At 60.8% G+C, this 12,060-nt stretch carries 9 protein-coding genes and 4 pseudogenes; 5 read left to right on the forward strand and 8 right to left on the reverse strand.

The window, feature by feature from the left end:
- Positions 1–57: 57 nt before the first annotated feature.
- Positions 58–1,004 (reverse strand): annotated as a pseudogene (locus WS46_RS34800) (transposase).
- Positions 1,005–1,151: 147 nt separating this feature from the next.
- A complete protein-coding gene (locus WS46_RS31210) occupies positions 1,152–1,571 on the reverse strand; it encodes a hypothetical protein (protein ID WP_306453769.1) in 420 nt (139 codons plus the stop codon).
- Positions 1,572–1,903: 332 nt separating this feature from the next.
- Between WS46_RS31210 and WS46_RS34805 the strand changes: the two are divergent.
- Both WS46_RS34805 and WS46_RS31215 read left to right on the forward strand, forming a co-directional pair.
- Positions 1,904–2,289: pseudogene (locus tag WS46_RS34805) on the forward strand (NUDIX hydrolase).
- A gap of 88 nt (positions 2,290–2,377) precedes the next feature.
- Complete coding sequence (locus WS46_RS31215) at positions 2,378–2,677, forward strand: hypothetical protein (RefSeq protein ID WP_059524600.1); 300 nt, start codon at positions 2,378–2,380, stop codon at positions 2,675–2,677.
- On the opposite strand, the gene WS46_RS31220 is transcribed toward WS46_RS31215, so the two are convergent.
- The 3 genes from WS46_RS31220 to WS46_RS31230 form a co-directional block, all read right to left on the reverse strand.
- Positions 2,668–2,868 carry a hypothetical protein gene (locus WS46_RS31220; RefSeq protein ID WP_257127611.1) on the reverse strand — a complete coding sequence of 67 codons (201 nt, stop codon included), beginning with the start codon at positions 2,866–2,868 and terminating at the stop codon, positions 2,668–2,670. The genes WS46_RS31215 and WS46_RS31220 overlap by 10 nt on opposite strands.
- 141 nt (positions 2,869–3,009) lie before the next feature.
- Positions 3,010–4,002 carry a DNA-binding protein gene (locus WS46_RS31225; protein ID WP_059524603.1) on the reverse strand — a complete coding sequence of 331 codons (993 nt, stop codon included), beginning with the start codon at positions 4,000–4,002 and terminating at the stop codon, positions 3,010–3,012.
- 183 nt (positions 4,003–4,185) lie between these two features.
- Positions 4,186–6,624 (reverse strand): DEAD/DEAH box helicase family protein, encoded by a 2,439-nt coding sequence (locus WS46_RS31230; protein ID WP_059524605.1) that lies wholly within the window; start codon positions 6,622–6,624, stop codon positions 4,186–4,188.
- 110 nt (positions 6,625–6,734) lie between these two features.
- Here WS46_RS31230 and WS46_RS31235 point away from each other — a divergent pair, with 110 nt between their 5' ends.
- The gene (locus tag WS46_RS31235) at positions 6,735–8,036 is read left to right on the forward strand and encodes a site-specific integrase (RefSeq protein WP_082721932.1); all 1,302 of its coding nucleotides are present in this window, start codon (positions 6,735–6,737) and stop codon (positions 8,034–8,036) included.
- Between the two features lie 321 nt (positions 8,037–8,357).
- Here the strand turns inward: WS46_RS31235 and WS46_RS36970 are convergent.
- Positions 8,358–9,032 (reverse strand): annotated as a pseudogene (locus tag WS46_RS36970) (Tn3 family transposase).
- Positions 9,033–9,335: 303 nt separating this feature from the next.
- Here WS46_RS36970 and WS46_RS31250 point away from each other — a divergent pair.
- A complete protein-coding gene (locus tag WS46_RS31250) occupies positions 9,336–9,986 on the forward strand; it encodes a plasmid pRiA4b ORF-3 family protein (protein WP_257127612.1) in 651 nt (216 codons plus the stop codon).
- 75 nt (positions 9,987–10,061) lie between these two features.
- On the opposite strand, the gene WS46_RS31255 is transcribed toward WS46_RS31250, so the two are convergent.
- Positions 10,062–10,424 carry a hypothetical protein gene (locus tag WS46_RS31255; RefSeq protein WP_059524611.1) on the reverse strand — a complete coding sequence of 121 codons (363 nt, stop codon included), beginning with the start codon at positions 10,422–10,424 and terminating at the stop codon, positions 10,062–10,064.
- A gap of 202 nt (positions 10,425–10,626) precedes the next feature.
- A complete protein-coding gene (locus WS46_RS31260) occupies positions 10,627–11,787 on the reverse strand; it encodes an IS30 family transposase (protein ID WP_059529136.1) in 1,161 nt (386 codons plus the stop codon).
- Between the two features lie 14 nt (positions 11,788–11,801).
- On the opposite strand from WS46_RS31260, the pseudogene WS46_RS36675 reads away from it, so the two are divergent.
- Positions 11,802–11,984, forward strand: a pseudogene (locus tag WS46_RS36675) (hypothetical protein); the annotation flags it as partial.
- Positions 11,985–12,060 lie beyond the last annotated feature (76 nt).

A 12,060-nucleotide genomic window follows, 5' to 3' on the forward strand; every position in this document is an offset into this window, starting at 1 on the left:
TCGCGCCATGCGACGAACCGGGCCGCGTGACCCTGCCTCGTTTTCACGTACAGCAATTCATGCGGCGATCAAGCTGGCCTCGTAGTCGACAGGGGTGCGGAAATCGATCGAGGTATGCAGGCGTTGCCGATTGTAATAGCCCTCGATCCAGTCGACGATATCGAGGCGGGCTTGGGCGCGCGTTTCGTAGTGGTTCTGATAGATTCTCTCGACCTTCAATGTCTTGAAGAAGCTCTCCATCGGCGCGTTGTCCCAGGCGTTGGCGCGACGGCTCATCGAGACTTTGATCTTGAACGCGTCGGTCAGTTGCCGGTACACGCGACTGGCATATTGGGCGGATTCAACCGGTCGTCGCAACACCTTAATCCAGGAGGTGTTTCATGGGTCGTCCATCGAAGTGGATACAACAGTTGACGGGGCGAGGAGCGATGCGCTCGCCGGCCGCCCCTGAGCACGCAGTTGCCGCACGATGCGAGGACGGCCATAGCTGCCACGACCGGCGCGATGAATGGCAGCAACCTCGGCGTCCAGCACGGCATTGGCCAGTGCTCGCCGACTTGGCTCCCGGCCGCGCCACTGGCAATAGCCGCTGCGCGACACACCCAGAACCCGGCAAAGCCGGCTCACGCTGTACTGGTCGCGATATGCGTCGATCCAGGCGTACCTCACCGCGACCCCTTCGCGAAGTACGCCGTCGCCTTTCGAAGAATTTCGATATCCAGCTTCGCGCTGGCCAACTCCTTACGCAGACGACTGTTCTCGGCCTCCAGGTCGCTGACCGGGCGACGACTTGAGCTCGGCGCACTGGGCACCGGCCCCGCTGCGGCCTGCGCACTGCCATCGCGCTGATCACGGCACCAGTTACCCAGCGTCGCCACCGGCACGCCCAGCCTGCGAGCGGCTTCATGCTGACCGACGCTCTCAGCGAGCCGCACCGCCTCCACCTTGAATTCCTTCGTGTACTGCCGTCTTGGTACCACGTTCTCTGCCATGTTCTTCTCCATACAGTCAAAAAGTTATCAAACTTCTTGCTGTACGTGGAATCGGGCAGGGTCACTGCTCGGCCATGCGTCGATTCAGACCACGGCCGGCTATGCAAAAACGGACCTGTCGCAGTTGCGCGCGTTCGTTGATCGCGCGTTCGATACCGATTAGGGTTCGGTCGCCAACGGCGGAATCGGCGATTGCAAGCCTTCTACGGCGAAGCGATTCAGTTTGTCGAGCGCCGTCAGATAACGATGGGTCGGTATGCTCGCCAGTTGCTCGTCGTGAAGCAGCAGAATCCGCTCGATCACGGCTTTGTCTCGATCGAGCATGACCCAGGTTTCGCCGTGCTCGGCGCGCGCGATGCACCGAGCCAGCGCGGCCTCCGCGCGCTGAAACTCAGCATCGTCAGCGGTCGCCGGAGTTTCATTGCGCAGATAGAATGCCGTATAGACGGCCTTCAGCAAGCAGACCATCAAGTCGACATTGGTATGTCCCTTCGCGATGGTGGCCAACGCGAGATGATGTTCGAGCGACAACGCGCGGGTCCGTGCTAGCGGGAGCGGCAACAACATTTCTTTGCTCAACGGACGGTGTCCCGAACGCCGGGCGGACTTTCGACTCATGGTGGCATAGCAAAAGACAAGAGCCGCGTATTATGCCCCGACCATTTACGCGGACTCCTGTCAATTTCATCCGCGTGCCTCGCGTCCCGCCATCGACATGCCGATCACAAGACTGGGCATCAGGCGATGCGCATATTCCGCGACCGGGAATTCGAACGTGCCACGCAGCTTGATGCCTTCGAATCGGAATCCGCAGCCCGGCGTTTGCCCGGCATCTGGTATCCGGCGTGGCGACGTTACAATACCCAAGAGTACTCGAACCCCTGCCTCCATGAGCAGCCAAGAAACTGTCGATGTGCCCGTCAAAGAACGGGCAACTACGGGCAACTATTGTGTGTCTTCAGGCGCAGCGGGTCTTGCTGGTCGCGCGCGCGGCGTCGCGATGGGCGTTGCCCGGCGGCACAATTAAGGCCGGGGAGGCGCCGTTCGACGCGGCACACCGAGAGCTTTGGGAGGAAACCGGTTTGGTCGGACTGAACCTCACATATGCGATGCACTTTGGCGGCCTCTCGAAGTTGTATCACGTGTTTATCGGTGAACTCGGAGCCGATCTGAAGCCGCAAGCGAGCAATGAGGTCGCCCGATGCAAATTGTTCCGTCACGATACCATCGCCGAGCTGCGGGCATTCCTACGAAGAAAATCATCGAATTGGCCTATAGCAGCGAGTGGTCCGCATAGGCAAGATTCATCTCGCAATTCGAGGGCACGTCGCTATACTGCCGCGTGCAAACATTTCGAATGTCGCTCCACCCGCAACGAGGCGAACATGATCAGCGCGTACACATACTGTGGATATACGATTGACGTTCGCTGCGAACACAAGGTCGACGGGTCTCATGGTGACGCGATCGCCTGCGAGACTCCACCCGGTTTCGTCGCAATAGTCCAGGTGCGAGCAGCGCGCGCTCGGTCCTTTTTCCTGGCGCCGATTCGCTTGGCCGATGAGCAAGGCAAACCGTTTATCGACCGGCTCGATGCGTTGCGCGCGGGTCGCTCCGCCGGCGAGATAATCGTCGACGACCTTCTCGTGGACACCTGCAGCGACGGCTCCGGCGTTCAGCGCTGATGCTTCCGTCGCAGCTCGCGGCCGGTGTAGACGGCGAAAATAGTTCTTATCATCGTCACGCCTGACGCGACGAAATCGTTCAGCGTACCGGTGCTATGCAGAAGCTTGGGAAAGACACCCATAGCAAGCCCAACGGCAGCCAAAATCAGACCGGCGGCCACACCCGAGACGTTTTCAATATAGCTGATCAATATCAGAATCAGGGCGTCAGTAGGGGTAATCGTCTCTTTTGTGTATGTATGGCGGTTTCACTCGAAATTTCACGCAAAATCATGGGCTTGCATGAGGCCGATTTTGCGAAGCCGCGTCCTCCGGATGCCAAATCTGGCGCTTCAGCCCACAGTGCCGCCCAGACCCAAGCTCGCCCGATAGTCAGCCAGCAGAAACAGCTGGGCGTCGACCTGTGCCGCCAGCTTTGTCCGCTCCGCCGTCGCTACGCTGAGCGACGCACGGGCGCTTTCCAACTCCCCCGACTGCGCGCTAACCGTCGCGCGTAGGGCATCGCGTTCCGTCTCGAGACGGACGTGATCGGCAAGCATCCGGTCGAGCGCCTCCCGTATCTGCTCACCGTGTGCCCGCGCTTCTCGTAAACTTTTACTCGCCGCGCCGGACTCGGCGACCAGCCGCGCATTGTCCTTGTTCAGTTGTGTAATTTCGTTCTGCTTCACGATTGCCGTCTGATTGGTCTGGCGCAGTTCGGCCTGCAGCTGCTGGACCTGCGTCTCGTGCCGGCGCGCTTCCTGTTCGCGCTGCTCGCGACTGGCGGTTCGGTAATGTTCGAGCGCGTCGTGCGCGTGCTTCAGCTTCTCCTCGAGCGACTGGCGGAAGCTTTCGTGCTCGGCCAACCGCACTGTCTGGTCATGTACCTGCTGCGAGAGTCGCTCGATGTCGATCGCACATTGCTGCACCGCCAAGCGCGTATCGGCATGCGCATCCTGTTCGCTCGAGAGCGCGGCGCTCGCGTTGGCCAGTTGCGCCTGCAGTGCGGCGAGCTCGCCAGTGAGCTTAGCGATCTCGGTTTGGGCCTGCTGGTGCTGGGCGGCTGCGGCGGCCGCCTGCTGATCGATGCGCACCTGCGCTTCCTCGTGCAGGCGGGCCGCGAGGCGCGCGACGAGATCCTGGATGGCGTCGGACAGCGACGCCGCGCGCGTCAGCGACGCGCTTTCTTCTTCATCCAGTTCTTTCAGGTAGCGGTGGATGGTGGTTTTCGAGCCGGTATTGCCAAGCGCGATACGTATCGCATCGATCGACGCGTGCATACCCTGCGCGATCAGCGAATCGCGCGCACGCTTGATGTCCACACGGGTCAGGCCGGCGCGAGCCATGGGGCCTCCTTTGAATATCGTACTGTATTACATACCATTTATATACGTACTATCATGGCTGGTCAAGTGTGGCGTGAGCTGGTGGCTTCTCATATGCAATAAAGATGGGTTATCCAATGTGATTGGTCGAAAATCGGCTCGAACGACCGGAAACGGTACGGAAAAGGGATCGCCTACCTGATTTCAAGCAAGCGCCAGCTGGAGCGCCTCTTCAGGCGGGCACACCTGGTAGCCCATGGCCCGGTAGCCGCGCTGGCGTTTCTCCCACATGCGCAACAGCACCGGATGGCCGCCATCCACGTAATCGAGCACTCGCACGCCAGTCTTGCCTGCATGCTCGCGGTGAAGCCGGCCTGCGTACTGCTGCAGCGTACCCTTCCAGGCGACCGGCATGCCCAGCACCAGCGTGTCCAGCGCCGGGTGGTCAAAGCCTTCCCCGACCAGGCGACCGGTTGCGAGCACGACGCGGGGCGTGTCCCCGTGCAGCGCGTCAAGGGCCGCCAACTGGGTGGCGCGCGCTTTTCTGCCGAGCCGTCCGTGCAGCACGAACAGCGACTGCACCGTGTCTTGCAGCATCTGCTGCAGGCTTTCGAGATGGTCCGTCCGCTCGGTGAGTACTAGCACGTTACGCCCCTGTCTGTACTGTTCACGTACAGCTGCCGCGATCATCTGCGTGCGCAGCGTGTCCTGCGCGAGCTGTGCGAACACCGCCTGGATTGGCGCGTCGGCCGAGACGTCCACCGTGGAGGTGAGCCTTTGCGGGAAGACCTCAAGCACCTGCGGCGCACCGGAGGGCGATTTCGCCGCATGCCGGATCGGTCCGCACAGCATGAACATCACCGGGTGCTGGCTGTCACGCCGCATCGGCGTCGCCGTCAGGCCGAGCACGTAGCGCGCCTGTACCGCCTTGAGCACCGCCTCGAAGGAATCCGCGGAGACGTGATGACATTCGTCGACAATGACCTGGCCGTAATGCCGCAACAGCTCGCCGCGGGTACCATCGGGCGCCACCGACTGCAGCATCGCGACATCGATCTTGCCTGTCGCTTTCGACTTGCCGCCGCCGATCGTGCCGATCTCCCGTGGATCGAGCCCGAGAAATGACTGCAAGCGTTCGCGCCACTGGTCAAGCAGTTCCCGGCGATGCACGAGCACGAGTGTGTTGACACCGCGCTGTGCAATCATTGCGGTCGCCGTCACGGTCTTTCCGAACGCCGTCGGCGCATGCAGGATGCCGGTGTCGTGCCGCAGCAGATCGGCCACGGCCGTCTGCTGGTCATCGCGCAACGCGCCGGCGAACGACACCACGAGTGACTCGCCAGCGTAACGTTCGTCGTGGATGTCGCAGGTGACTTCGTTGTCTCGCAGCAGCGTCATGACGTCGTCGAGGCAGCCCCGCGGCAACGCGATGTGGCGCGGGCAGTTCTCGGCGCGACCGATGATGCGCGGCTTGTCCCATACGCTGAAACCGCGTGCCTGGGCTCGGTAGAACTCCGGATTCTGGAAGGCTGCCAGTCGGATGAGGCGATTGAGGAGTGCCTGGGGAAGCTGTTCCTTCTCAAAATAGATCTGGTTCGCGAGCGTCAGCGTGAGCGATGCCGGCATTGGTCCGGCCAATCGCTTCGGCAGCGCGGAAGGTGGCTTCCACGGCTCGACTTGGTCCTCTTCGGCGATGAACGCAACGTCGAGCGGATGGGCACCGCCCGTAGCACGGAAAATCACGCCCTCGATGTCACGCCCGTCCATCATCCGGATGGCTGCCAGATACGCCCATTGGTCGGCATAGGGTTCGAAGCGTTCGTCTACAAACACACTGCATTCGCGCTCGCGTGGCTGTTTCTGCAGTGGCAGCGCGATTAGGTTGCCGAAGCCGCCTTTGGGTAGTATGTCTTGGTTCGGAAAGAGCCGGTCGTAAGACGACAACTCAAGCTGCCGGGTCCGGGCACAGGTGTGGCTGATGATGGCCGCCCCCATCCGTCGCGCCTCGCGCGCGGTGACGGCCGACGAGAAGAAGATCCACGCATGCGCGCCGTTGCCCGAGCGAGAAATCTCGAGCGAAACGGGCACGCCCAGCCCTTCACACGACTGCCGGAAAGCCATCGCATCTTCACGCCAGCCGTCCTCGTCGAAATCGACGGCGAGCAGGTAGCAGGTGCTGTCCAGCATCAGTGGGTAGAGACCCACTGTGTGATCGCCTGCCAGATGCGCGTAGATGACCCGATCCTCCAGTGGCAACAGCACGCGATGCCCACAGTCCGCGCAGCGGATGCGGGGCTTCTCACAAATTCCTGTTCGCCATTCATTCGCGCAGGCCGGCGCGTAGCCCGACTTCCCGGAATTGCGGCTTTCCCAGCGAAGCGGATAGACGTCCGTGCGGCCGCGAAACAGCCGCCGGAAGAGTTGCACTTTCTGGTCTGGCGAAAGTATAGGGGCGCTTGTGTTCCGCCCCGATGGTGATGGTTCGCGCCGGACAGTTGGAACGGACCTACCTGGCGTCGGCACGGTGGTCGGCAGTAAGGCGGTGAGTCGGACATTTTCAGAGTGAAGGCGGGCGAGCTCGGCGAGCAGCTCTTCGCGTGTGAAATTTTCCCAGCCCGGATGTGACGGCTTGCCTTCGTTCATCGCTTCATCGGTCGAAACCGCATTCCCCGTCTCGCAATCCGACTGGCGCACATGATCGTTGTTGCATATCGTCGTCTCCGATATTGATTGCCCGATTGTACCCACGAGCCATGTCTGCTATCGATCGCTACGTAGAAGCCGCGACGCGCGAAAATACCCGTCGCAGTTACCAGTCGGCAATCCGGCATTTCGAGGTTGAATGGGGCGGCTTCTTGCCGGCGAGCGCCGATGCAATTGCACGGTACCTTGCCGACCACGCCGAAACCCTGTCAGTCAATACGCTGCGGGCGCGCCTGGCAGCACTCGCACAATGGCATCAGACACAGGGCTTCGCCGATCCGACGAAGACACCGCACGTGCGAAAGGTACTCAAGGGGATCGCGGCGCTGCATCCTGCGACCGAGAAGCGCGCCAGGCCGATGCAGCTCGCGCAGCTCGAAAAGCTTACCGCCTGGCTTGATGGACAGATTTCCCAGGCCTCAGATGAGCGGAGTCGCCTTACGTGCGTTCGCAACCGGGCGCTGGTGCTACTGGGCTTCTGGCGTGGTTTTCGTTCGGATGAACTCAGTCGATTACGGATCGAGCACGTGACCGTCGAGGCGGGCCGCGGAATGACGTTGTTCCTGCCGCGCACGAAAAGTGATCGCGCACAGCTTGGCACGTCGTTCAAGGCGCCCGCGCTGTCGCGGCTATGCCCGGTGGCCGCCTATGAAGCTTGGATTGCCACCTCTGGCCTGACCGAGGGGTTCGTGTTCCGAAGCGTCGACCGCTGGGGAAACGTGAGCGACGAAGGGTTGCATGCCGGCAGCTTTGTTCCCTTGTTGCGCACGCTGTTTCGCGAGGCTGGACTACCCACGCCCAATAGTTACAGCAGTCACTCGTTGCGGCGAGGCTTTGCGACCTGGGCCAACTCGAATGGCTGGGATCTGAAAATGCTGATGGAGTATGTTGGCTGGAAAGATGTGCGTTCGGCAATGCGCTACATCGACGCGGCCGATCCGTTCGCACAACATCGTATCGAGTCGGCACTCACGATGATGCCACCACCGGCACCCACACAGCCTGCGATCGCCGAACCTTCGAAGACGCAGTCGTTGGCGGACGAGGTAACGACATCGACGCTGCAAACGCACCTCAGCCTGCATCTGGTCATCGAGCGCAACAGCAAATTCGTGGGAGGCATGTCCAAGGCGCGCCGCTGGATCGAAGATTTCTGTCATTCCCTGTATGAGATACGATGCGTCAACCGGCAGCGCACGCGATACGAGATCACCATGCCGTTTGCATACGGAGCCGAACTGGAAGCGGCGATCGAGGAACTGCTCGGCGAAATCCATTTTACCGCGGAGATGTGTGACTGCATGGCAGAAGCGGTGCTGCACGATCCTGTCGCAGACCGGTATTGGCGCTGATCGCGCTCGTCGACTTCATCGGATGGACGCCAGTCCGCCAACCGTACCGATACGCCGTCCGTCTCTATCCGGCACGCCTCATGATCCCGTGCCTCGTTGCCAGGGCGCGGCTTCCAGCAGGACGTCGCTGTATTGGTCGATGGGAAAGCTCAATGTGCCCCTGAAGTTCACGTGCGCAAAATGCGCAGGCCCCATCCGGCGCAACCACTCGTCGTCAACCTGTCGTCCTTTGCGTCGCCGGCCGTCGCCTGCATGTGCTGCGTGTTCTAGTCGATCACAAGGTTCGTCAACAGTGTCAACGAACCCGAGATGGCGACCATATCATCGCGACGTCGACCGCGCTCGGGGGGGCACACGTCTGGTGTAGATCGCGCGCTGAAGCTGGTGCACCGCCTCGCCGCGATTCAGCAGCGTATGCAGCTCCCGGCGGAACGCCACGTTGCTGAAGTAATCGCACAGGAAAAGCGTGCGCAGCAACTTGCCGAGTTGATGGGCGGCCGGACTGAATCGAGGCGACGAGCCGCAGCAGCTCATCCCAGCCGTCGCGAATTGCCTTGTGCGAAACGTCGTGGGCCACGAGCGGCGCCAGTCCTTCGGAGACGGCAAATCCGCGCGGCAAATACAACTTGCGCTCCTCCAAATTGCGCAGGCCCGGACACAGAGTAGCTTCGAGACGGCCATCCCCACGCTCGTGTACCCGTGCGTGTCGACGGAGAGTCGCAACAGTCCGCCATCGTCTCGGCTTTCGTTATGCGGCAGTACGCCTTCGATGGCCACGCGCGCCTGCCGCTCGTTCAGCACGAGCGGTTGATTATAGACAATGCCATGCCGATCCAGCATGTGCGTATAGATCCCGACTGCGTGGGTTCGGCGCCGCGGATCGACGCGGGCATAAAAGAGATGCGGCGAAATATTGAGGCTCATGGAATTGCTAGATGCGTGTCGCCCCGTTCCCCACAATTCGGTAATCGGATGCGTGCGCTGTAACTCGACCACGCCCTCGTTCGCGCGCGACAATCGCAAGCATCTCGAGCGCTCGCATCTCCGTCGCGATGGGCGTCAGACCGAGTTGTGGAACCATCTCCAGCCACGACGCTTTTCTCATCGAGATCCGTACCGTGTGCGATCAACCGTACGCGTCATTTGAAGGCCGCATGGACAGAGCTGACACCGATGTCAAAGGTGATGTCCGTTACACTTCGATGGGAATCAGATTGCCGGTGCCGCGCCCTCATGAACAGACGGTACGTGTCGAGCGCTTACCCTGATGTCGGCTGCACACATCGAACAGCAAGCCGCTTGACAATCAATTCGATGGTCCAACCTGCCGTGCGCCTGGTCAAGGCGCCAGTGCCCGATTACGTGCTGCGCGTTGAGCTGAAGTACATCAAGCCGGCGATCTGGCGACGAATCATCATTCCCGGTTCGATCCAGCTGGGCAAGCTGCATGTTGTGCTGCAACTGGCCATGGGCTGGGAAGGCGGGCACCTGCATGAATTCGTCTTCGGCGAAACCAACTATGGTGAACCGGATGACTCCGGATTCCCGAGCGACCCACCGATGCTTAATGAAGCACGGGTCACGCTGGTGGCGAAGGCGCTGGGCGGCCTGAAGTCATTCACCTACATCTACGACTACGGCGACAACTGGCGGCATCGGGTCAAGGTCGAGAAAGCACTCGTGCCCGATCCGGACATGCGCCGGCCGCTGTGCCTGGACGGGCAGAATGCATGTCCGCCGGAAGACGTTGGCGGAGTGCCGGGATATGCCGACTTCCTCGAAGCGATCGGCGATCCGACGCACGAGGAACACGACCACTTCCTTGAGTGGTGCGGCGGCAACTTCGATCCCGCGCCTTCGATATCGTGTTTGCGAATCAGTGGCTCTCAGAGGTCAAGTTCTGATCGTCAAGACGGCCTCGGATTGACGCTTACACAGGTCCTCAAGTAATTTGCCGATCTTGGTGAGCCGTTCCTGAGCAGAGCGGCTCGCATCGTCGACGAGCGCTCTGATCGAGATCAGTTGCTATCGGTATTCGACAGCCGACCGAGCCTGTTTGACTGTCGTCCGATCGTAGGCGTGCCGGACGAGGTCCCAGACGCGGCGGCCCGTTTGATAGAGCAGCACGTCGGTCGGCTCCAGTAACGTCACGTGCAGAAAAAAGATCAGCTCGATCGTGGGCGTCGACACCTTCAGTTTACGAACCTTGGCGGGACGCCGGACCTGAATGCGCTGCGCATAGGCGCGCCGTTTCTCGATCGGCACCGTGTCCAGGTTCCACGTGTGGGTGCCGAGCGACCTGAGGAAACGAACCTTCGACAGGGTTTCGGTAATGGTCGACGGGCTGTGCCGCGCCGGTGGCATCTCGAGCCATTCGAGCACCGTCATCCTCGACGTACCATTTTAAGGCAGTATGACTTTCCGTGAGGCGGGGGCCGGCCTGGCGTGGGGAAGCAAACGCGGGTTAGCATCGCTGCCAGAGCCGCACGGTGTGGGCAGGGCCACACCCGGCGATTTCCACCACGGAGGCCAGCGTGAAGGACGATAGCACGGTGTACGTTGGGTTGGATGTCCACAAGGAATGGTGGATTCAACCGGTCGATGCAACAGCTTGATGGAATCGTTCAGCCGGTGTATCGAAGTTTAGTGTCTTGCGTGGACGTTCGTTGAGCCGTCGGGCAATGGCGTTGAGCTTGGCTTGCGAGTAGGCAGAGAGGTCGGTTCCTTTTGGGAGGTACTGTCTCAGCAGCCCGTTCGTGTTTTCGTTCGTGCCGCGTTGCCAGGGATGCTGGGGATCGCAGAAGTAGACCTTGATGTCCGTCGCGACAGTGAAGCGCTTGTGGCCAGCCATCTCCGTGCCCCGATCCCACGTCAGCGATTTATACAATTCCTGCGGAAGCTTGCCGGCGTGTCTTATCAGAGCATTGACGACAGCTTCAGAGTCCTTGCTGGCAATCTTCACCAACATCACGAACCGGGTCTGGCGTTCGACGAGTGTTGCAATCTGACTGTTGGCGTTGCCGAACAGAAGATCGCCTTCCCAGTGCCCGGGTATTGCTCGATCCTCGGCCGTGCCCGGGCGTTCACTGATCGATATGGCATCGCGGATGTTCGTGCGGTCCTCGGTCTTCAGTGTGTGTTGACGCGATCGACGCATCGCCCGAGAACGGCGCAGGTGTTCCAGCAGTTCTCTTTTCAGCGCACCACGGGCCTGGATATAGAGGCTCCGATAGATAGTCTCGTGCGACACCTGATAGTCCTTGTTGACCGCATACACGTGCTTGAGCCAACCCGCAATCTGCTCCGGCGACCACTGCAATCGGAGCTTGCTTGCCACAACCTGGGCGAGTGTCCGATTCCTGACCAGCTTACATGTCTTTGGGCGCCGTGCGCGGTCCCAGGCGAGCGCGTCGGCCTGGATCGCCCGATAGTACTGCCTTCCGCCATTTCGCTGCACTTCGCGGCTGATAGTAGATGGCGCACGTCCTAACCGCGCCGCTATCGATCGAATCGACTGGCCGGCGACGACTGCGCGCGAGATTTCCTCGCGTTCGGCAAGCGTCAAGGCCAGCGTTGAACGGTGTCGAGGCGCTGGCTGTATTCCGCCAGTCCTGGCGAGAATCCCCTGAATAGAGGAATGGTAGCGATCGAACAGTTGGGCAATCTGATGAAGCGTGTCACCCTTGCGCCACCGCTCCCACATCAGTGCCTTTTGAGTCTCGGTGTAGTAGATCCTGCGCCGCTGTTTCATTTGCAACACCTCCACTGCTTACGCAGCGTCTAGTGTGTTGCATCGACCGGTTGAATCCACCATCGATTACGGTCGCCTACGCGATCGACGCAGGCGAGGTCGAGTCGCTCGGCAAGATCGGCACAACCCAAACGGAGATCGATCGGCTGTGCAAGCGACTGCAGTCGAAAGCTTCACACGTGCGTGTGGTTTATGAGTATGCGGTCTTTTAACGACGCCCATCAGAGGTTGGGAGTGGCAGGCATGCTCCATGGCATGAGGGCGGCATAGTCG

Source organism: Burkholderia sp. RF4-BP95, from assembly GCF_001521985.1.
In the GTDB taxonomy this organism is placed as follows: domain Bacteria; phylum Pseudomonadota; class Gammaproteobacteria; order Burkholderiales; family Burkholderiaceae; genus Burkholderia; species Burkholderia diffusa.

Excerpts from the sequence above, each read along its gene's own strand:
- WS46_RS31215 (WP_059524600.1), top strand. The coding sequence starts at position 2,378 with ATGATCAGCGCGTACACATACTGTGGATATACGATTGACGTTCGCTGC.
- WS46_RS31225 (WP_059524603.1), bottom strand. The coding sequence starts at position 4,002 with ATGGCTCGCGCCGGCCTGACCCGTGTGGACATCAAGCGTGCGCGCGAT.
- WS46_RS31230 (WP_059524605.1), bottom strand. The coding sequence starts at position 6,624 with ATGAACGAAGGCAAGCCGTCACATCCGGGCTGGGAAAATTTCACACGC.
- WS46_RS31235 (WP_082721932.1), top strand. The coding sequence starts at position 6,735 with ATGTCTGCTATCGATCGCTACGTAGAAGCCGCGACGCGCGAAAATACC.
- WS46_RS31255 (WP_059524611.1), bottom strand. The coding sequence starts at position 10,424 with ATGACGGTGCTCGAATGGCTCGAGATGCCACCGGCGCGGCACAGCCCG.
- WS46_RS31260 (WP_059529136.1), bottom strand. The coding sequence starts at position 11,787 with ATGAAACAGCGGCGCAGGATCTACTACACCGAGACTCAAAAGGCACTG.